Source organism: Mesorhizobium sp. ESP7-2 (assembly GCF_020164715.1).
Taxonomy (GTDB): Bacteria; Pseudomonadota; Alphaproteobacteria; order Rhizobiales; family Rhizobiaceae; genus Mesorhizobium.
This window is the reverse complement of sequence record NZ_JAIUGQ010000067.1, coordinates 1-20,565: the sequence shown is the minus strand read 5'-3', so window position 1 is coordinate 20,565 and position 20,565 is coordinate 1. Positions and strand designations below refer to the sequence as shown.

Below are 20,565 nucleotides of genomic sequence, written 5' to 3'. Positions count from 1 at the left end.
ACCGCATCACACCGACAGAATGCTCACACTACTTCGAAAACTCCGGATATGACCGAAACTAATCTCATCCCGCTCTATACGGGAAGAAGATGCCGGCAGGCAGATGAGGGGCAGCGCCAGCCTTGCAAGCTGAATATCGACCGCCTCAAATCTTCGCGTCGTGCGGCAGCGGTGCCGTCGCCTTTTCCAGCCAGGCCAGCGTTTCGCCGTCGAGCATCGGTCCGATCTCGGCCAGCACGCGGGCGTGGTAGGCGTCGAGCCAGTGCAGTTCGTCGCGAGTCAGCAAATCGGTGCGCACCAGCCTGATGTCGATCGGGGCGAGCGTCAGCGTCTCGAAACCGTGCATGGCCATGTCGCCGCCCTCGATCTGTTCGGCCGGTGTCACCAGGATGAGGTTCTCGATACGGATGCCATAGGCGCCTTCCTTGTAGTAGCCGGGCTCGTTCGACAGCATCATGCCTTCGAGCAGCTTTTCGGTGCCGGTGCGGGCGATGCGCTGCGGACCCTCATGCACGGCCAGATACGAGCCGACGCCGTGGCCTGTGCCATGGGCGAAGTCGCAGCCATGCTTCCACAACGCCATGCGGGCAACCGCATCGATTTCCGAGCCGCGTGTGCCGGCAGGAAAGCGCAGCGTCGAAATGCCGATCATGCCTTTCAGCACCAGCGTGTAGCGTTCGCGCATCTCTTCGGTCGGCTGGCCGATCGGCACGGTGCGGGTGATGTCTGTCGTGCCGTCCTGGTATTGCGCGCCGGAATCGAGCAGGAACAGTTCGCCGGCCTGCAGCTTGCGGCTGGTGGCGCTCGAGACGCGGTAATGCATGATGGCGCCGTTCGGGCCGGCGCCGGAAATGGTGTCGAAGGAGACGTCGCGCAGCGGCATCTGGGTTTCCTCGCCGGTCTGCCGGCGCGTGTCTTCGAGCCTGGTGACAACCGCGATCTCGTCGAGGGAGCCGGGTTTCTGGCGCTCCAGCCAGCACAAAAGCTTCGCCACCGCCGCGCCGTCGCGGCGATGCGCGGCGCGCGAGCCGTTGATCTCGGCAGGGTTTTTGGTGGCGCGCGGGATGCGGGCAGGATCGGGCGCGGCAATCACCGTGCCGCCATTGTCCTCGACCAGCATGCGCAGCCGGTCGGCCGCCAGCACCGGATCGAGCGCGATTTTCGCGCCGCTTTTCGCAAGCGCCACGATCGCGGCTTCGAATTCGCCGGGCTCATGCGGATCGGCAAGCTGGGTGAGGTAGGCCGCGACCTGACGCGAGAACTTGCGCCGATCCATGAAAAGCTGGTGCGATCCGTCGGCTGCGAGGATGGCGAAGCCGAGCGCCAGCGGCGTGTGCGGAACGTCGCCGCCACGGATGTTGAAGGCCCAGGCAATGGAGGATGGGTCGGTCAGCACGGCATGGGTGGCGCCGTCCTTGCCGATTGCCGTTGCCAGCCGCGCCAGCTTGTCCTTGGCGAGCTCGCCGGCAAAGCCGATCGGATGCAGCTCGACCGGGGTCACGGGTGCGGCGGGCTGATCCTTCCAGATGATGTCGATCGGGTTCCTGTCGAGCGGCACGAGCAGCGCGCCGTTCTTGTCGGCGGAGGCCTGCAGCGCCTTGACCTCGCCGATCGTGTGCAGCCAGGGATCGAAACCCAGCCGCGCCCCTTTGCCGATGTTATCCCTGATCCAGACAGCGGGCGGGTTGTCGACCAGGCTCTCGATCGAGAAGATGCCGAGGTCGACTTCGCCCCGCACCTGCAGCGTGTAGCGCCCGTCGACGAAGACGAAGGCGCGGTCGCGCAGCACGACGGCGACGCCGGCCGAGCCGCTGAAGCCAGTCAACCATTTCAGCCGGGCCGAACGATCGGCGACATATTCGCCCTGGTGTTCGTCGGCGCGCGGTACGATGAAGCCATCGAGGCCATTGTCGCCGAGCCATTGGCGTAGCAGCGCCACGCGCGGCTTGCCGACCGCCGGGTCGCCCGCGGAATCGAAGGACTGGAACATGGTGGGCCTCCTGGTATTCGCGCGACCGTAACCTATGGGGCTGTAAATCGGAATCGATTTCCAGCCGGCGCAAAGTGCTACAGCGTCGCCCGGCTGACAACCGATCGCGCTTGGTCCAGCCATGCCGGAAGGCTGAGGCGAGCGGACGATCTGACCGAGGTCGGATTCCGTGCCAAGCTGGTGCTAGAGGTCATTTTCTCGACGTCAGAAGCGCTCATGTCCATAGCCAATCGGCAACACCGGTGGGTTAAGTTCACCCTAATTTAGTCGCCGGTTGACTGTCTTTGCCGGCGCAAGGCAAACTTGTCATTCGAGGGATAACGGGGGTTCTCATGAAGAAGACATATGAACGGCCGAAACTTGCGAAGCGCGAGAAGCTGTCGACTGTGACCGCATGTCCAACTCCGTCGCTTTGCCCAATTTAGGTCGGAACAAGATAACGCTGCCGCGCAACGTCAATGCTTGAGGTGGATCGTCACCCAGCCCTCGCGATGCAAGGTACTGACGTGGCGGAAATTCTGGCCGACATAGGCCGAGATGACCGCGTCGCGCTGGCGATCGAGAATCCCAGACAGCACGATCGAACCGCCAAGCGTGATGTGGCCCGCCATTTGCGGCGCCAGCCGCATCAGCGGCCGCGCCAATATGTTGGCGACGATGAGGTCGAAGGGTGAGCGCCTGGCGAAGATCGGGTGATGAAAGCCCGGCGCTGTCACCGTCTCGATCAGGCCTTTGACGTGGTTCAGCCGCGCATTGGCGGCGGCGACCTTGACCGCCACCGGATCGATGTCGGTGGCCAGAACCGGAATATGCGCCAGCTTGGCGACGGCGATCGCCAGCACCGCGCTGCCGGTGCCGAGGTCGAGCGCGTTGCGCGGACGCTCGCGCCGCACGACTTTCTCCAGCATTTCGAGGCATCCGGCGGTGGTGCCGTGATGGCCGGTGCCGAAGGCAAGACCCGCCTCGATCTCTATGGCCAGTTCGCCGCTGTGGCGCTTCCTGCTGTCATGCGCGCCATGGACGAAGAAACGGCCGGCGCGCACAGGCTTCAGGCCTTCCAGCGAACGTGCCACCCAGTCGATGTCGGGCAGCGCCTCGCGCTCGAGCGGTCTCGACAAAGCGAGGCCGGCGAGAATGTCCTTCAGCCGCGCCTCGACGGCGTCGACGTCGCCATCGGCGTAGAGCGAGACCTCGTGGATGTCGGCGTCTTCGTCGACCTCCAGCACGGCGATCGGCAGGCCTTCATCCTCGAAGGCGGTTTCGAGCGCCGCGAAGATGCGCTCGGCCTCGATCTTTCCGGTGGTGAAGTGGAGCCGCGTCTGGGTCATGTGAATTTTGTCAGCCGTTCGCGGCGAGGCGCTTCAGCTTCTCGACGGCGGTGTCGGCGCTCTCGCCATAGGCGATCGTGCCGGCAAAGTCGCCCTTGGCGTTGAGCAGCAGCACCGAGGCGGTGTGGTCCATGGTGTAATCACCGTCGCCGGTGTCGACCTTCTTCCAATAGATGCCGAACGCCTTGGCCATGGCATGGACCTTGTCCGGGTCGCCGGTGATCCCGGTGATCCGGTCGGAGAAATTGCTGACATAGGCATTCATGACCTGCGGCGTATCGCGCTCCGGGTCGACCGAGACGAAATAGGCATGCAGGTTCTTGCCGTTGTCGCCGAGCGTCTTCAGCCAGCCGGAGAGTTCGAACAGCGTGGTCGGGCAGACTTCGGGGCAATGGGTGAAGCCGAAGAAAACGACGCTGGGCTGTCCCCGGAAAGCGGCCTCGGTGATCGGTGCGCCTTTCTGGTCGACCAGGGTGAACGCCGCGCCGAAAGGCTCGCCGCCATAATGGCCGCGATACCAGTCGAAGGTCAGCCAGCCGATGCCGGCAGCCATCAGAACGAGAATGCCGACCAGGATAGAACGCATCATCAGAAATGTCCGTCTGTAATGTCACGGGACGCGCCGGCCAAAACGGTGCGCCTCTTGTTCGGCCACAGTCTTAGCGGTTCGACGGGGTACACGCAAAGATGCCGCGTTGACGCAACCGGCTGTGGTGTTGACGCATCTGCTTGCAAAGCCGAACAGTTCGCCCCACCTGAGACCGGCAACTCGAACCGAGGAGGCTTCTTTGCTCGAACTGATTGGGCTCGAACTGACTGGGCGGAAACTGATCGGCGGCGCGTTGGCGGCATTTATCGTGCTTGGCGCCGGTAGCGCCGTTGCCGAGGAAGTCGGCAAGGTCGGCGTCGACTGGGTCGGCAACGACATCATCATCGACGCGATCAAGGACCCGAAGGTGGATGGTGTGACCTGCCATGTCGCCTATTTCGACCGAAGCATCATCGACCGCCTGCACAAGGGCAATTGGTTCGAGGATCCCAGCGATTCCTCGATCTCGTGCCGTCAGACCGGGCCGATCACCATCGGCGACATCGACATGAGCGAGAGCGGCGAGGAGGTGTTCAAGCAAGGCCTCAGCCTGATCTGGAAGAAGCAGGTGGTGAACCGCATCTACGACAAGAAGAGCGAGACGCTGATTTATCTGTCGCACTCGCGCCAGGTGCAGAACGGCTCGGCCAAGATGTCGGTTACGACGGTGCCGCTCTACGGCCAGAACGTGGTGTGGAGCAAAGCCACGCCGAAATAGGCGGGTCGGACTCCTCCTGGTCCTGTTCCGACGGACGATTGGCCCCGCTTGCGGGACCAATCGTCCTGACGTAAAGCCGCCGGCATGGACCGTTCCGAAGATCTCGTTGCGAAAGACCCCGAGCCGCGTATCCATCCTACCGCGGAGATGAAGGGCTGCAAGCTTGGCCGCTATGCCGCGATCGGCGAACGCGTCGTGCTGCGCGAGGTCATCGTCGGCGATTTCTCCTATTTCGAACGCCATGCCGAGGCGATCTATACGACGATCGGCAAATTCTGCTCCATCGCCGCCAACAGCCGCATCAATGCGCTGGAGCATCCGATCGAGCGGCTGACCCAGCACAAGGTCAGCTATCGGCCGAACGAGTATTTCCGCTGGCTGGGCGTCGATGCCGCGTTCCGCGAGCGGCGGCGGTCGAAGGCCGTGACCATCGGCCATGATGTCTGGATCGGCCACGGCGCGGTCATCTTGCCTGGCATCGCCATCGGCAACGGCGCGGTCATTGGCGCCAATGCGGTGGTGACGCGGGACGTGCCGTCCTACACGATCGTCGCCGGCGTGCCGGCGAAGCCGATCAGGGCGCGCTTCCCCGTGGCCGTCGCGGCCCGGATCGAGGCTCTCGCCTGGTGGGACTGGCCGGTCGAGAAACTCGCCAAAGCGGTTCCCGACATGCAGGCAATGCCGATCGAGGCCTTCCTCGACCGCTGGGAAAACGACGCCGTTTAATCTCCCGCAGAGAACGGTTTGGACCTGCCGTCACGGCCGTGCAGGGAACTATTCTTGGCGCTCTGTGAAATGAAACCCCTTCCGCCATGCGGGGATGGCGCGGCGGAAGGGGCTGGAGGTAAATCGCCGTGAAGCGGAAGGAACAGGCTCTTGCCTGCGCGGCTACCATGACATTGAACCGATAAGGTGTGTTTTGTGCCGAATGCGCGCGCCGCGTGCATTTAATTGCATCGGTTGTATTTTTTGCGCGCGGGAACCCGAATGGCTGCCGGTTGTTTCTTCCGGCGTACCGAACGGCGCGGCGCTGTTTTGAGGGAGCCCATGATCGAGAAGCTTTTCACCAAAATCGCCAACCGGGTAGCTCACCTTGCTGGCCTGTCGCCGACATTCGCAGTCTGCTGCCTGATCGTCGTCGTCTGGGGAGTAAGCGGGCCACTCTTCGCCTTCTCTGACACCTGGCAACTGGTGATCAACACCGGCACTACCATCATCACCTTCCTGATGGTGTTTCTCATTCAAAACACCCAGAATCGCGACGGCGCGGCGATCCAGGCCAAGCTCGACGAGCTGATACGGGTCGGCGCGGCCAAAAACACCTTCATCGGCATCGAGCACCTGACTGAAGCCGAGGTCCAGGAGATCCGCGCCAAATGCGAGCGGGCGGCGAAGCGGCACGACGAGAAAGTCGCGACCATGGCGGCCAAGAAGGCGGTTGCCCAGAAGCGGGGCGCGAAAAAGAGCGCGGCTTGAGGCTCAGCCTTTCATGAACGCCGCGAACGCATCCTTGTGGTCGGAGTGCCAGCGCGACAGAGCAGGGCGGTTTTCGATGATGTCGCCGATCGCCCAGGCCATGCGCTTTTCGTCCAGTGGCCGCGCCACCTCATTGTCGGGACAGAGGATGTAGAAGTCACCCCTGACCAGCGATTCCAGCATGAAATCAATGATCTGCTCACCGGTCCAGGCGCTGGCGGGCTTTTCCGTCGCGCCTTCGGTCAGGCCGGTATAGGTGAAGCCGGGGATGAGCAGATGCGCCGACAGGCGGGCGCCGGGCTCGTTGCGCAGCGCATGCGCCAGGCCCTCGGTAAAGGTCTTCACGCCAGCCTTGGAAACGTTGTAGGCGAGGTTGCCAGGCGGCGTGGTGATGCCTTGCTTGGAGCCGGTGTTGACGATCAGGCCTGGCTTGGCTGACGCCAGCATGCGTGGCGCAAAGGCTTCTACGCCATGCACGACGCCCCAGAAATTGATATCGAGCAGCCGTTTCCAGCCGTCGCGGTTTTCCCAGGGTTTTCCCGGGTTGTCGCCGACGCCGGCATTGTTCATCAGCAGCGAGACCTCGCCGAAGGCGCCGAATGCCCGGTCGGCCAAACGATCGACCTCATCGGCCTTCGAAACGTCCGATGCAACGGCAAGCACGGCGTCGTCGCCGGCGATCGCGGAAACGGCTCGAGAAGCATCGTCGAGGCGCGGGCCGCCAATGTCGGCGAGCACGATCTTCATGCCCATCAGCGCCAGCCGTTTGGCCGCCGCAAGGCCAATGCCGCTGGCGGCGCCGGTGATGACGGCGGTATTGCCTTGGCCAAGCGCTGGCAGGGCGGTCTGGATCTCGGCGTCGGGGATCATCTGCGATGGCTTCCTTTTTCGATGGCGCCGAACTTAGCGCCGGAACGGGCTTGTGCAAGCCTCCGTCAGGCTTGTCGGGTTGACCACTCCGGTCGTGGCTGCGCATGCTGCGACGCCAAAAGGGAGATTTCCGATTGACGGATTGGGTTGCAATTCTGAAGGAGCAGACCGCCACCGGCGACCAGATGGGGCGCGAGGTGCCGCAGATGTTGGCCAACCCGGACATCAGCGAAGCTCAGGTGAAAACCTTGTTCTCCGAATTGGAAAAGCAAGCGGAATTCGTCGAGAAACTGCGCATGGCTCTGGAGAAGTTCGGCCATGATTTCTCGATCATCAAGTCGGCGGAGCGGCTGGAAGAGCGCTATGCCGATCTAGCCGCTTCGGTGGCAGAGAAGCTGAAGGCGATGCGTAAATAGAATTACTTCTCCAGGACCCGTGCAAAGCGCGTGTCCGGCACCAACCAGACCAGGGCGACGGCAACATAGAGCGCGACGCCGATCCACCGGTCGAGGAAGGTCAGCCCAACGGCGGCTATGTAGACGGCGAGCGAAATCCTTCCCTTGCGGTCGCGGCCGATGGCCTTGGCGAATGCGGTATCCGGCCCATGCAGCCGATGCAGCGCAATGACCAGGATGAAGTAGGCGGTCGCACACATTGCAAGGTCGAAACCGTAGACCGCGACGGGAACCGTGGCGAAATGGTTCTCGCCCATGAAGGCGGTCGTCACCGGCATCAGGGACAGCCAGAACAACAGATGCAGGTTCGCCCACAGCACGCGGCCGTCGACACGCTGCACCGTGTGGAACATGTTGTGCAGATTGTTCCAGTAGAGGCCGACATTGATGAAGGAGAGCACGTAGCATAGGAAGATCGGCCACTGCGGCAGCAGCGCCGAAAAATCCTCGCCTTCCGGTACCTTCAACTCCAGCACCATGATGGTGATGATGATCGCCACCACGCCGTCGGTGAATGCCTCGACCCTGCCTTTGCCCATGATCAAAACCCGGTCCGCGATGAATTGCTGAAAGATAGTAAATCGTTAGCGGATGTTGGGGCGCCGATAAACAGTGCGAGGAAAATTCCTCAACAATAGGCCCGGTTTCCTGCAAGTAGGACTGATTGCATTTGATACGGCACAAGGGATGCCGTGATGGATCGGGGCCGCTGGCCCCGATCCGCAATTGTGAGATCATCGGCTTGCCTGATCGGGCAAGGCCCACCGTGGTGTCAGGAGCCTGGCCGTTCACTGGAACGCCGGCGGTAAGGGTGCGTTAACCTCGCGATCCCTGAAACTGGTGACGAGGTTGGCGATGGCCTTTCGTGATTTGGCGCAAACTCAGAACGAGGCCGGCAACGTCCTCGCGATCCCGACTGTCGCGGCGATGATCGCGGTGCTGTTTGCCGGCAGCACGGCGCTGACGCCCCTCTATATCATCTACAAGCAGCAATTCGGCTTTTCGCAGATCACCTTGACGCTGATCTACGCGGTCTATGTTGTCGGCAATCTCGGCGCCTTGCTGGTGTTCGGTGGCGTGTCGGATGTGGTCGGACGCCGGCCCGCAGCGCTGGCGGCGATGATCGTGGCCATTGTCAGCGCGCTTATCTTCCTGTTCGCCGGGAATGTCGTCTCGCTCGACGTGGCGCGCATCCTGAGCGGACTTGGCATCGGCATCGGTGCGGGGACCGGGACTGCCTGGATTGCCGAGCTTCTCCCCGCCGCCGACAAAGCGCGTGCCAGCGTCATCACCACCGGCACCAATTTCCTCGGTCTCGGTTTCGGGTCGCTGATATCGGGACTGTTGGCTCAATACGAGCCCTGGCCCCTGCGGCTGGTCTTCGTCGTCTATCTCATGGCACTCGCGGTGGTGGCGGTCCTGGTCTGGCGCACCCGTGAAACGGTGGCCAAGCCAGGTGGCCTCGGGCGGATTTCGATGCGGCCGCGCCTCTCCGTACCCCAGAAGATACGCACGCGCTTCGTCGCGCCGGCGGTGACCGGTTTCGGCGCGATGGCGTTGGTCGGCTTCTATGCCGCGGTGGCGCCGAGCATCCTGGCGCAGCAGCTGCACGAAACGAACCATGCCGTTGCCGGCGCACTGTTCTTCGAACTGGCGATCGTCGCGGCGGCCAGCATCGTGGTGCTGATGCGCGTGCAGAGCAGCAAGGCGATGCTGGCTGCCCTGGCCTCGATGATCCCAAGCGTGCTGCTGGTGGTGGCGGCGCAGATGCTGGCCTCGATGGCGCTGATGATCGTGGCGACGGCCTGCTGCGGGGTCGTGGCCGCACTCGGCTACCGAGGCGGCCTGCAGGTGGTGAACGAGATCGCGCCGCAGGATCGCCGTGCCGAAGTGGTGTCCAGCTTCTTCGTCTGCTGCTTCGTCGGCAACGCCTTGCCTGTCATCGGCATCGGCGTCGTGTCGACCTATGCCAGCCCTGTCGCCGCGAGCCTGGCCTTCGCGGCCATGATCATCGTGTTCGCGCTGGTGGCGCTGGCCTTCGGGCTCAGACAAAGGCGCTGAGACAGCCGCGCCGGCAGACCTGCTTCAGCCGTTTAGCGTTTCAGGTGCCATGTTGGCGCGCTGGCGCGGCACGCCGAGCCCGGTGTCGGGCGGTTCGCCGGCCGCCGGCCTGTTCTCGATCATGTGCAAGGTGCGCCAGCCGCCGAAGCGGTAGTAGGCCGCAGCCAGGGCCAGCGAGGCGATCGAACCGGCCGGGAAACTCCACCACAGCGCCTCCTCGCCGATCACGCCGCGCATGTAATAGGCAAAGCCGGTGCGCACGATGAGCACCGAGATCACCAGGATGATCAGCGGCGGCATCACGGCCCCCGTGGCGCGCACGGTGGCGAACAGCACGATGGTGATGCCGAACAGGATGAACGACCAGGACGCGACCGTGTTGATGTGGGCGGCAATGTCGATCGCTGCGCTGTCACTGCTCAGGAACAAGCTCAGGATCGAGCGGTCGAAGACCCATAGCAGCGCGACGAGAGCGCCGGTCAGGACGAGGTTGAAGCCGACGCCGGAAGCGGCAACGCGGCCGATCCGGTCCCAGCGGCCGGCACCGACATTCTGGGCCGCCATGGAAGAGACCGCGGCGCCGATCGCGAGCGCCGGCATCTGGATGTAGGTCCAGAGCTGCGCGGCGATGCCGTAGGCGGCGGCGACCTGCGAACCGCACGAGTTGACGATGCCCATGACCGTCAGTGCCGCCGCCGAGATGACGATCATCTGCAGACCCATCGGCACCCCCTTGAAGACGACGATGCGCAGCAGCGCCGGATCCGGGCGCAGCAGGACGAGATTGGCGCCGGCCAGCCGCAACGGATGCTTGCGCGTGTAGAGCACGACGAGGATGGCGATGACACTGACGGTCTGACCGATCAGCGTCGAGGTGGCGGAACCGGCGATGCCGAGTTCGGGAAACGGGCCGATGCCGCGGATGAGCAAGGGATTGAGCGCGATGTCGAGAACGACCGCCAGTGCCATGAAGATGAAGGGCGTGCGTGAATCGCCGGCGCCGCGCAGCACGGTCATGACGAAGGACAGAAGGTTCATCATCGGCACGGCGACGAAGATGATGCGCAGGTAGGAGTGCGCGAGCGCCAAGGCGTCGGCCGGCGTGCCAAGCGCGCCCAGGATGGCATCGACCCAGATCCAGCCGCAGACCGCGAAGACCACCGAAACGAGGAAGAAGAAAGTGGCGCTGGTGCCGACGATGCGGCGCGCCTCGGGCAGGTCGCGGGCGCCGACCGACTGCGCCACCAGAATGGTGGCCGCCATGCCGATGCCGAACACAGTGCCGAGGATCAGGAACAGAACGAGATTGGCGTTGGATGTCGCGGTCAGCGCCGAGTCGCCGAGGAAGCGGCCCACCCAGACGGCATTGACCGAGCCGTTCAGCGATTGCAGCACGTTGGAGCCGAGCACCGGCAAGGCGAAGAGCAGCAGCGTGCGTGGGATCGGGCCGCTGGTCAGGTCGCCGGTGCGCCGACGCGCGGGCATTTTCGTCCATGGGCGATAAGGCCTATCTCGAGTCCGGTGCGCGATGATCGCATGATTCAACCGAACAGGTCGATGCGGGGGCGGGGAGCTTCGTGCGCGGTGTCGGCTGCCGGCAAGGTCATCGAGCAGGACGGCCGAGCCAATCGATGCGGGCGTGCCAAAGGATGCGGAGTTCTTGAAGCAAGCCTTCACAACCTGCACAAGCGGGCACGCCAGGCGCGCGCCCGCTTGTGCAGTGATCGTTACTTCTTGCCGAGGCCGGGCAGCGTGACCTGATAGACCAGGAACATGGTGTCGACATCGGCGCCGTCATCGGCCTTGTAGGGCGCGCCGACCTGGAAGCCGTCCTGGGCGAGGAAGTCATTGTCGTTGGCGACGAATAGGAAATAGTCGTCGGGCAGCTTCGGGTCGAGGACGCTGGCAACCGACATCGCTTCCCACTTTTCCGAAAGCTCGTTGCGGTCCTTCGCCCCACCATTGTGCAGGCCGAAGCGGCCAAGCTGCGCGGCGTCGTTTATATCGATGAACGGCGTCAGCTTGGCCGGCGTCACCGAGGGATCAAGCACGCCCTTGGGCGCCACCGGCTTGTCGGCCGCGTCGAAGGGGCCGCCCGCGATGTCGGTCGCGCCGGACACGTCGACGATGTTGATCTGGCGGTAGAGCGAAGCGTCACCCTTCTTCAGGCCCTGGCCGTTGCCGCTGTCGCGCGCCAGCATCAGGAAGGACGTGTCCGAAAGCGCCATGATCTCGCTCTGCGCAGCGACCTTGGTCTTGCCCTTGGCATCCCTAAACACCGGCAGCGGCACGACATATTCATGCGCGAGCTTCAGATGGGCGAGGTCGGAGGCATCGTAGACCAGCGCCCGGGTGTTCTGCCGCGTCGCTGGGGAATCGCCGCCGTCCTGCCTCGGCGCCGACTGCAGCACGGCGATCAGGAATTTGCCGTCCGGCGTCATCGCCATGCCTTCGAGGCCCTGGTTGTTCTGGCGGCCGGTGTCGGGATCCTTCGGATCAGGGTCGGCGGCACCCGGGCCGGGATTGTCGGAGGAGAAGTTCGGCGCTCCCTTGCGCATCGGCACAAGGGCCGCCGGCGGCTGGGTCGCCGACATCAGGCGGCCTTGCGCGGAGAACCTGTAGATGTTGGGGCCGTACTCGTCGGAGATGAACATCGAACCGTCGGGCAGCCGCGCGATGGCCTCGTTGTCGAGAGCGAGCTTGCCGTTGGTGGCGACGGGCAGCATCGGCATGTCGCCGGCCGCGGCGCGTACATCCGACAATGGATCGAGGCCGGTGGCATCGACGCCCTTGTCATCGGTGAGCAGTATCGTGTCGGCAAGCGTCGCCTTGACGCCCGTCTGCTCCTGGCCGGCGTCGGGCGCGACAGGCGTGAATTCGATGCCGACGGCGTTGAGGCGCGGGCGATAGTCGGTGGTGCCGCCGACGTTGTAGCCACGGTCGGGCAGGAGCCAGAGCGACCCCTTGTAGGTACCCGCTTCATGCGTCCAGCCTGATGTGTCGATCGCCATGCCGGAGGCGGAGCCAAAGGTCTCGCCGAACTTATCGCGCTGGTCGGCCGGCATGCGGCCGACGCCGACCAGGCCCTTGTTGATGTAAGCCACGCCGTCGGCAAGCGCCGGGGTGAGGGCGGAGAACAAGGCCAGCGCGACGCCGAGCGAGGCGGTTCGGTGCGGGTGTTTCATGGACAATCCTCTTTGTGACGAAGCATGCCGGAGCGGCCGAAGGACAAAAACGGAAAGAGGTGTCGCATCGACGGTGCCGCGCGTGCCTCCCCGAAAGCGATCTAAGGCGTGAACATGATGCTTGCGTGACAGTGCGCGATGCCGGTCCGCCAGCGTACTAGGGTGCCGCTTCGAACTCACCAGGAAGGAATCCTTGAGGCCGCCGCGTCGGCTTCGTCACCTCGGGCGGATTTGGCTACACGATCGGCAAGAGCGTCGCGCTGGCGTTGGTGGACGACGATTTCGCCGGGGAGGGGACGGCGCTTTACGTGCACATTGTCGGCGTCGAGCGGACTGCGCGGGTCATCGCGGCCTCGCCCTATGATCCCCAGGGCAAGGCGATGCGGCAATGAGGAGGAGTTTCTGATGATCAATGACGCTGCACGAGACAGCAGGCGCGAACGCCGGCGCGGACGCATGGGCGAGGCCGGCAGCGAATCAAGCCGCAAGCCCAATTACCGGTCGCTGAAGAACCCGTTCCTGCCGCAGCCGATCTTTTCCGACGACCAGGTGGCGTCGATCCACGACACGGCGCTGGGCGTGCTGGAGGAGCTCGGCATCAAGGTGCTGTTGCCGCAGGCGCGCGAGGTGCTCGCCCGCGCCGGCGCCCTGGTCGATCCCGACACCGACATGGTGCGCATCGGCCGCGACATGGTGCTGGCCGCACTTGCCTCTGCGCCACGATCGATCCACGCCAATGCGGGCGCGCGTGCTCGCGATCTGTCGCTCGAACTGGGCTCGATGACGTTCCTGGCGGGCTCCGGCGCGCCCAACGTCACCGATCTCGACCGCGGCCGGCGGCCCGGAACGCTGGCCGCCTTCGAGGAGCTCATGAAGCTGGTGCAACATTTCGATGTGTTGCACATGCTGGGGCCGTGCATCGAGCCGCAGGACATCGACAATCGCTTCCGCCACTATGCCGTCAACCGGGCGCAGCTGACGCTCTCCGACAAATTCCCGTTCGTGTTCGCACGCGGTACGCCGCAGGTCGATGACAGTTTCGAGATGATCAGGCTGGCCCGCGGGCTGTCCGAAGACGAGTTCCGCACGGGCGCGCATTGCTACACCGTCATCAACACCAACTCGCCGCGCCAGCTCGATATTCCGATGGCGCAAGGCATCATCGATTTCGCCAAGGCGGGCCAGGTCCTGATCATCACGCCGTTCTGTCTGGCCGGTGCGATGGCGCCGATCACGGTGGCCGGCGCCCTGACGCTGCAGCATGCCGAAGCGCTGGCCGGGCTGACGCTGGCGCAGATCGTGCGGCCGGGCGCGCCGGTGGTCTACGGTTCCTTCTCCTCCAATGTCGACATGAAATCCGGAGCACCCGCCTTCGGCACGCCGGAGCACGTCAAAGCCACGCTCGGTGCAGGCCAGTTGGCGCGCTTCACCGGTCTGCCCTGGCGCTCGGGCGGCGGCAGCGCTGCCAACATTTCGGACGCGCAGGCCGCGCACGAGACGCAGTTCGCGCTGTGGGGCTCGGTGCTGTCGGGCGCCACAGTCTGCATCCATGCCGCCGGCTGGCTGGAAGGGGGCTTGAGTGTTTCCCTGGAAAAGCTGGTCACCGACATCGAGGCGCTGCAGACGGTGGCGGAACTTTGTGTCGCAACTCCCGGCGACGACGACGCAATAGGCTTCGAGGCGATCGCCGAAGTGCAGCCGGGCGGCCACTTCTTCTCGGCCGGCCACACCATGGGGCGCTACCGCACCGCATTCTACGAGCCGCTGGTGGCCGACTGGTCGAATTTCGGCAACTGGACGCAAAGCGGCTCGAAGAACGCGACCGAACGCGCCACCGGCATCTGGAAGCGCATCCTTGCCGATTTCGAGCCGCCGGCAGCGGCCGCCGCCACGTCAGGCGTGCTCGACGCATTCATCGCGCGGCGCACGCAAGAGGGCGGTGCGGCGCCGGTGTCGTAAAGTAGCCTGCCTACTCGCCGTTCCAGAATTGTGGCCGCGATCCCGGAACCCGCGGCGCGTCCCACGCATTCATGGAAGCGGGCCAATGCCTGGCTCCATTCGCGAGCCGTCGAGGGAGGACGACATGGGTTTCGACCAGTATCACGAACCGCCGGAAGAACTGTCGCAGGAAGTGCGGACCTTTGCCCGCATGATCACCTCGCTGATCGAGGAGGCAGAAGCGATCGGCTGGTACGAACAGCGCATGTCGGTGGAGAAGGATCCGCAGGCCAAGGCGATCATGAAGAATGCGCAGAGCGAAGAGTTCAAGCATTTCGGCATGGACCTCGAATTCCTGCTGCGCCAGAAGACGGACTGGCGCGTGGAACTAAAGGAAATCCTGTTTACGACAGGGGATATCGTGAAGGCCGGGGAAAAGGGCGAGAAGAAGGTGGATTGAGGCGGAAAGCCAGCTTTGCGAGGCCAGCCGCATTCAACTCACACCGCCGCGACAAACCCGTCCAGCACGCGCTTCTGGCCGGCCTTGTCGAAGTCGATCGTCAGCTTGTTGCCTTCGATGGCCGCGATGTTGCCGTTGCCGAATTTCTGGTGGAAGACGCGGTCGCCGACGTTGAAGGCCGACGGCGTGTCGGAGACGGATTTGGCGACCAGTTCGCCGTCGATGGTGCGGCCCTTGACGCTGGTGCGGCCGGCGCCGTAGCCGGAGTCTGTTTCGCCATAGCCGATGCGTTCGACCTGATGGCCCGAGCGCGTGCCCCAGTTGCGGTCGGTCGCCTCGGTGCGGTTGGCCTGTGCGCGCTGCCAGCCCGGCGTGGAATAGGTGTTCGAGAAGGCGCCGGATTTTTCCGTGTTGGCACCAACATTGTCGAAGCGCGAGGCACCGTACGGGTTCTGTCTTCCTGCCCCTTGGCCGCCGCCACGGCCGGACGCGAACGAGCCGCCGCCATAGGGATTGCCGTAGCCGCCATAGGAGTTGCCGGCTTCGGCGACCTCGACATGGGCTTCCGGCAGTTCCTCGAGGAAGCGCGACGGGATGGTCGATTGCCACAGGCCGTGGATGAGGCGGTTAGAGACGAACCAGATATGCAGGTTCTTCTTGGCCCGCGTCAGGCCGACATAGGCAAGGCGACGCTCTTCCTCCAGGCCTGAGCGGCCGCCTTCGTCCAGCGCGCGCTGATGGGGAAAGAGGCCTTCCTCCCAGCCGGGCAGGAAAACGGTCTCGAATTCGAGGCCCTTGGCAGAATGCAGCGTCATGATCGAGACGGCGTCTTGTCCGGCGTTCTGCTCGGCATCCATGACCAGCGCGACATGTTCGAGGAAGGAGCGCAGCGACTCGTACTGCTCCATCGAACGGATCAATTCCTTCAGGTTCTCCAGCCGGCCGGGCGCCTCGACCGAACGGTCGTTCTTCCACATGTCGGTGTAGCCGCTCTCTTCGAGAATGGTCTCGGCGAGCTCGGTGTGCGGCGTCGTTTCCAGCGCCTTCTGCCAGCGTTCAAAATTGGCCGCCACCTCGCGCAAGGCGGCGCGAGGCTTCGGCTTCAGCTCGTCGCTTTCGGCGAGATTGCCGGCGGCTTCCAGCATGGGGATGCGCAGGGCGCGGGCCGTGTCGTGGATCTGGCGGATGGTGGCTTCGCCCAGGCCGCGCTTCGGCACGTTGACGATGCGCTCGAAGGCGAGGTCGTCGGCGCCTTGCGCGACGACGCGGAAGAAGGCCATCGCGTCGCGGATTTCCATGCGCTCGTAGAAACGCGGGCCGCCGATGACGCGGTAGTTGAGGCCGAGCGTGGTGAAGCGCTCCTCGAAGGCGCGCATCTGGAAGGACGCGCGGACGAGGATCGCCATGTCGTTCAAATTATGCTTCTGGCGCTGGTAGGCCTCGATGGTCTCGCCGATGGCGCGGGCTTCCTCCTCCGAATCCCAGGCGGCATGCACGTTGACCTTGCCGTCTTCCGGATCGTTGCGGTCGGTGAACAGCGTCTTGCCGAAACGGCCCTCATTGTAGGCGATGAGGTGGGAAGCGGCGCCCAATATGTGCGCGGTCGAGCGGTAATTGCGCTCCAGCCGGATGATGGTGGCGCCGGGAAAATCCTTGTCGAAACGCAGGATGTTGTCGACCTCGGCGCCGCGCCAGCCATAGATGGACTGATCGTCGTCGCCGACGCAGCAGATGTTTACGGTGGCGCGGGCTTCGGCCGAAGAGCGCCCAATCTCCCCCACATGGGGGGAGATCGGCTTGCCTTCGGGCCTTTGCGCCAGAAGCCGCAGCCACATGTATTGGGCGGTATTGGTGTCCTGGTACTCGTCGACGAGGATGTATTTGAAGCGCCGGTGATAGTCCTTCAGCACATCGGGATTGGCGCGGAAGATGCGGATCGGGTGGCAGAGCAGGTCGCCGAAGTCGCAGGCGTTCAGCGTCTGCAGGCGCTCCTGATAGGCCTTGTAGAGCTCGCGGCCCTTGCCGTTGGCGAAGCTGCGCGCATCGCCCTCGGCGATGTCGACCGGACCCTGGCCCTTGTTCTTCCAGCCGTCGATCATCTGGGCGAACTGTTTTGCGGGCCAGCGCTTGTCGTCAAGGCCCTCGGCCTGGATGAGTTGCTTGATCAGCCGCACGACGTCGTCGGTGTCGAGGATGGTGAAGTCGGACCTCAGGCCGGCAAGCTCTGCGTGGCGGCGCAGCAGCTTCACGCCGATCGAGTGGAAGGTGCCGAGCCACGGCATGCCCTCGACATTGCCTTCGCCGATCAGGATGCCGATGCGCTGCTTCATCTCGCGCGCGGCCTTATTGGTGAAGGTCACGGCCAGGATCTGCGACGGGAAGGCCTTGCCGGTGGCGAGGATGTGGGCGATGCGGGTGGTCAGCACGCGGGTCTTGCCAGTGCCGGCGCCGGCCAGCACCAGAACCGGGCCTTCGGTGGTCTCCACCGCCAGCCGCTGCTCGGGGTTCAGCCCCCTGAGATAGTCCGGCGCATTGTTTTGGCCGCCGCGGGCAGCCATGGCGCGCGCGGCAATGCCCGACGGGGCCGTGGGCCGCGCATTAGGTTCGTCGAAAAAGGGCATGTCTTCGGAAAAGCCGGACATCGCCCCCGAATGTAGTGATTCGGCAGCGAAAGACCAGAACTGTCTACGTTTTGTTCCGGTAAAGTGCCTGATACGGCCAGTTGAGCGACATGGCAGCCGGCGTTGTGAACAAACGAGGGTTGCTGCCGCGGACCCATGGCCTACGCTTGACAGGCGCGGCGGTCGGGAGAAAGTTGCGTAGGGGGCGGCACGCAATGCCGGGTTGCCCAGGGCCGCCACCATGCGCGCAACAGTCGAAGGAGTATCATCTTGGCTGTCACCATCACCTCCCTCATCCTCTTCCTCATCGGCCTGGCACTTGGCGCCGGGGGTATCTGGTTGGCTTCGCTGGGCGGCAGCTGGTACTACATCGTTGTCGGCCTCGCCTTCCTGATCACCGCCTGGCTGCTCTACCGGCGCCGTTCCACGGCGCTCTGGCTCTATGCGGCGATCGTGCTCGGCACGCTGGCCTGGGCGGTCTGGGAAACCGGCTTCGACTGGTGGGAGCTCGGCCCGCGCGGCGGCATCATCGTGCTGGTGGCGCTGTGGCTGCTGACGCCGTGGGCGCGGCGCGGCCTTGCCGGTCCGGACGGGCGCGCGCCTCTGATCCTTGCCGTGCTGGCATCGCTGGCGGTGGCCGGCTATTCGATGACCGCAGACCCGAAGGATATCGCCGGCGCGCTCGACACCGACAAGGTGATACCCAACGCCAATCTCGGCGGCGATGTGCCGGCGGGCGAATGGCACTATTACGGGCGCACGCAGTTCGGCCAGCGCTATTCGCCGCTCGACCAGATCACACCGGACAACGTCGCCGAGCTGAAACCGGCCTGGACCTATCGCACCGGCGACGTGAAGGGACCGGACGATGTCGGCGAGACCACTTACCAGGTGACGCCGCTCAAAGTGGGCGACACGCTCTATATCTGCACGCCGCACAACTTCGCCATCGCCGTCGATGCAGCGACCGGCAAGGAAAAGTGGCGCTACGACCCCAAGATCAAGCTCGACAAGGACCGCCAGCACCAGACCTGCCGCGGCGTCTCCTATTATGCCGATGCCGCGGGCGCCGCCGGCCAGACCTGCGCGGCCCGCGTCTACCTGCCGACCTCGGATGCGCGGCTGATCGCGCTCGACGCCGCCAACGGGCAGGTTTGCCCCGCCTTTGCCGAGGCCGGCACGCTCAATCTGTTGGCCAACATGCCGTATCCCAAGTCGGGCTATTACTACTCGACTTCGGCGCCGCTGATCGCGGGCGGCAAGATCATCGTCGGCGGCGCGGTCAACGACAATTATTCGACGCAGGAGCCGTCCGGCGTCATCCGCGCCTATGATGCAAGCACCGGCAAACTGCTGTGGAACTGGGATTCCGGCAATCCGGACCAGACGACGCCGCTGGCGGCCGGCCAGACCTACACCGCCAACTCGCCCAACATGTGGTCGACGCCGAGCGCCGACGAGAAGCTCGGCCTGCTCTACGTGCCGCTCGGCAACCAGACGCCGGACCAGCTCGGCACGGGTCGCAGCGCCAATGTCGAGAAATTCTCCTCGTCGATCACGGCGCTCGACCTCAACACCGGGCAGTTGAAATGGGTGCGCCAGACCGTGCACCATGACCTCTGGGACATGGACGTGCCGGCCCAGCCGAGCCTGATCGACATCACCAAGGCCGACGGCTCCGTGGTGCCCGCGCTGGTTGGGCCGACCAAGCAGGGCGACCTCTATGTGCTCGACCGGCGCACCGGCGAGCCGGTCATCCCGGTCAAGGAAGTCCCGGCGCCCGGGGGAGCCATCGAGGGCGACCACACATCGCCGACGCAGCCGGCGTCCGACCTTTCCTTCAACCCGCCGCCGCTGACCGAGGCCGATATGTGGGGCATCACCATGTTCGACCAGCTGGCCTGCCGGATCGCGCTCCACAAATTGCGCTATGAAGGCCGCTACACGCCGCCCTCGCTGCAGGGATCGCTGATCTATCCCGGCAATTTCGGCACTTTCAACTGGGGTGGCGTGGCGGTCGATCCGGTGCGACAGGTGATGTTCGGCATGCCGACCTATCTCGCCTTCACGTCGCGGCTTGTGCCCCGCGCGGACGTGCCGCCGCCGGGCGACGCCAAGGGCAGCGAGCAGGGGCTGAACCGCAACGAAGGCGCGCCCTACGCGGTGGTGATGGGACCGTTCCTGTCGCCGCTCGGCATTCCGTGCCAGGCACCGCCCTGGGGCTATGTCGCGGGCGTCGATCTTCGAACCGGTACGATTGCCTACAAGCACCGCAACGGCACCGTCTACGACATGACGCCGCTGCCATTGCCGCTGAAGGTCGGGGCGCCCGGCATTGGCGGGCCGATGATCACCGCCGGCGGTGTCGCCTTCCTGGGTGCCGCCGTCGACGACTATCTGCGCGCCTACGACCTGACATCGGGCAAGCAGCTCTGGCGGGCCAGGCTGCCGGCCGGCGGGCAATCGACGCCGATGACCTATACGGTCGCGGACGGGCGCCAGTTCGTGGTCATCGTCGCCGGCGGCCACGGCTCGATTGGCACCAAACCGGGCGACTATGTGATGGCCTACGCGCTGCCGAAATAGGGGCAAGATTCTGGCTGGATGGGTGATCCGCCAGGTTTGCAATTCCGGCAACTTTGGCGCCGCCCCTCATCGCACTGCCGGGCACTTCTCCCCGTATAGGGACGGGGAGAAGGACGCGTCATCGATGGCTTCGCCAATCGCCGGCGTTGCAGGAATGGCGCAGCGCTGAAGTTGCCTCTTCTCCCCGTCCCTTACGGGGAGAAGGTGGCGGTGTCCGAACCGGATAGATAGGTAACAGAATGGACCGATAGCATGGGTGACAGTTTTCTTGTCCGCCGGGAGGACCGG

At 64.5% G+C, this 20,565-nt stretch carries 16 protein-coding genes and 1 pseudogene; 9 read left to right on the top strand and 8 right to left on the bottom strand.

Going from position 1 to position 20,565, the window contains the following annotated elements; all coding sequences use genetic code 11:
* Positions 1-145: 145 nt before the first annotated feature.
* The 3 genes from LB543_RS32330 to LB543_RS32320 all read right to left on the bottom strand — a co-directional run bounded on the left by LB543_RS32330 (position 146) and on the right by LB543_RS32320 (position 3,907).
* A complete protein-coding gene (locus tag LB543_RS32330) occupies positions 146-1,990 on the bottom strand; it encodes an aminopeptidase P family protein (RefSeq protein WP_224617202.1) in 1,845 nt (614 codons plus the stop codon).
* Positions 1,991-2,445: 455 nt separating this feature from the next.
* Positions 2,446-3,318, bottom strand: coding sequence for a 50S ribosomal protein L11 methyltransferase (locus tag LB543_RS32325; RefSeq protein WP_224617201.1), 873 nt, complete (start codon positions 3,316-3,318; stop codon positions 2,446-2,448).
* A 10-nt stretch (positions 3,319-3,328) separates the two neighbouring features.
* Positions 3,329-3,907, bottom strand: coding sequence for an SCO family protein (locus tag LB543_RS32320; protein WP_140502440.1), 579 nt, complete (start codon positions 3,905-3,907; stop codon positions 3,329-3,331).
* A 199-nt stretch (positions 3,908-4,106) separates the two neighbouring features.
* On the opposite strand from LB543_RS32320, the gene LB543_RS32315 reads away from it, so the two are divergent.
* From LB543_RS32315 to LB543_RS32305, 3 genes are all read left to right on the top strand, one after another.
* Positions 4,107-4,625, top strand: a complete 519-nt coding sequence (locus LB543_RS32315; protein ID WP_140758140.1) for a CreA family protein — start codon at positions 4,107-4,109, stop codon at positions 4,623-4,625.
* An 84-nt stretch (positions 4,626-4,709) separates the two neighbouring features.
* Entirely contained in the window at positions 4,710-5,351 is a 642-nt protein-coding gene (locus tag LB543_RS32310; RefSeq protein WP_224617200.1) for a DapH/DapD/GlmU-related protein, read from the top strand.
* Between the two features lie 321 nt (positions 5,352-5,672).
* Positions 5,673-6,101 (top strand): low affinity iron permease family protein, encoded by a 429-nt coding sequence (locus LB543_RS32305; RefSeq protein ID WP_181183037.1) that lies wholly within the window; start codon positions 5,673-5,675, stop codon positions 6,099-6,101.
* A gap of 3 nt (positions 6,102-6,104) precedes the next feature.
* On the opposite strand, the gene LB543_RS32300 is transcribed toward LB543_RS32305, so the two are convergent.
* The gene (locus LB543_RS32300; RefSeq protein ID WP_224617199.1) at positions 6,105-6,971 is read right to left on the bottom strand and encodes an SDR family NAD(P)-dependent oxidoreductase; all 867 of its coding nucleotides are present in this window, start codon (positions 6,969-6,971) and stop codon (positions 6,105-6,107) included.
* Positions 6,972-7,105: 134 nt separating this feature from the next.
* Here LB543_RS32300 and LB543_RS32295 point away from each other — a divergent pair, with 134 nt between their 5' ends.
* A complete protein-coding gene (locus tag LB543_RS32295; RefSeq protein ID WP_224592226.1) occupies positions 7,106-7,387 on the top strand; it encodes a hypothetical protein in 282 nt (93 codons plus the stop codon).
* 2 nt (positions 7,388-7,389) lie between these two features.
* Here LB543_RS32295 and LB543_RS32290 read toward each other — a convergent pair whose 3' ends face one another.
* On the bottom strand, positions 7,390-7,965 hold the full coding sequence (locus LB543_RS32290) for a TMEM175 family protein (RefSeq protein WP_224617198.1): 576 nt from the start codon (positions 7,963-7,965) through the stop codon (positions 7,390-7,392).
* A gap of 316 nt (positions 7,966-8,281) precedes the next feature.
* Between LB543_RS32290 and LB543_RS32285 the strand changes: the two genes are divergently transcribed.
* Positions 8,282-9,487: an MFS transporter gene (locus LB543_RS32285; RefSeq protein ID WP_224617197.1), complete on the top strand. Its 1,206-nt coding sequence runs from the start codon at positions 8,282-8,284 to the stop codon at positions 9,485-9,487.
* A 24-nt stretch (positions 9,488-9,511) separates the two neighbouring features.
* Here the strand turns inward: LB543_RS32285 and LB543_RS32280 are convergent, their stop codons facing one another.
* Positions 9,512-10,972: an MATE family efflux transporter gene (locus LB543_RS32280; protein WP_224617196.1), complete on the bottom strand. Its 1,461-nt coding sequence runs from the start codon at positions 10,970-10,972 to the stop codon at positions 9,512-9,514.
* A 242-nt stretch (positions 10,973-11,214) separates the two neighbouring features.
* The gene (locus LB543_RS32275) at positions 11,215-12,672 is read right to left on the bottom strand and encodes an esterase-like activity of phytase family protein (protein WP_224617195.1); all 1,458 of its coding nucleotides are present in this window, start codon (positions 12,670-12,672) and stop codon (positions 11,215-11,217) included.
* Positions 12,673-12,869: 197 nt separating this feature from the next.
* Here LB543_RS32275 and LB543_RS32270 point away from each other — a divergent pair.
* The 3 genes and pseudogenes from LB543_RS32270 to LB543_RS32260 all read left to right on the top strand — a co-directional run.
* Positions 12,870-13,064, top strand: a pseudogene (locus LB543_RS32270) (glycine cleavage T C-terminal barrel domain-containing protein); the annotation flags it as partial.
* Between the two features lie 13 nt (positions 13,065-13,077).
* Positions 13,078-14,631 (top strand): trimethylamine methyltransferase family protein, encoded by a 1,554-nt coding sequence (locus LB543_RS32265; protein ID WP_224617194.1) that lies wholly within the window; start codon positions 13,078-13,080, stop codon positions 14,629-14,631.
* Positions 14,632-14,755: 124 nt separating this feature from the next.
* On the top strand, positions 14,756-15,070 hold the full coding sequence (locus LB543_RS32260) for a hypothetical protein (protein WP_224617203.1): 315 nt from the start codon (positions 14,756-14,758) through the stop codon (positions 15,068-15,070).
* 38 nt (positions 15,071-15,108) lie between these two features.
* On the opposite strand, the gene LB543_RS32255 is transcribed toward LB543_RS32260, so the two are convergent.
* Complete coding sequence (locus LB543_RS32255; RefSeq protein WP_224617193.1) at positions 15,109-17,712, bottom strand: ATP-dependent helicase; 2,604 nt, start codon at positions 17,710-17,712, stop codon at positions 15,109-15,111.
* A 249-nt stretch (positions 17,713-17,961) separates the two neighbouring features.
* Here LB543_RS32255 and LB543_RS32250 point away from each other — a divergent pair, with 249 nt between their 5' ends.
* Complete coding sequence (locus LB543_RS32250; protein WP_224617192.1) at positions 17,962-20,277, top strand: glucose/quinate/shikimate family membrane-bound PQQ-dependent dehydrogenase; 2,316 nt, start codon at positions 17,962-17,964, stop codon at positions 20,275-20,277.
* Positions 20,278-20,565 lie beyond the last annotated feature (288 nt).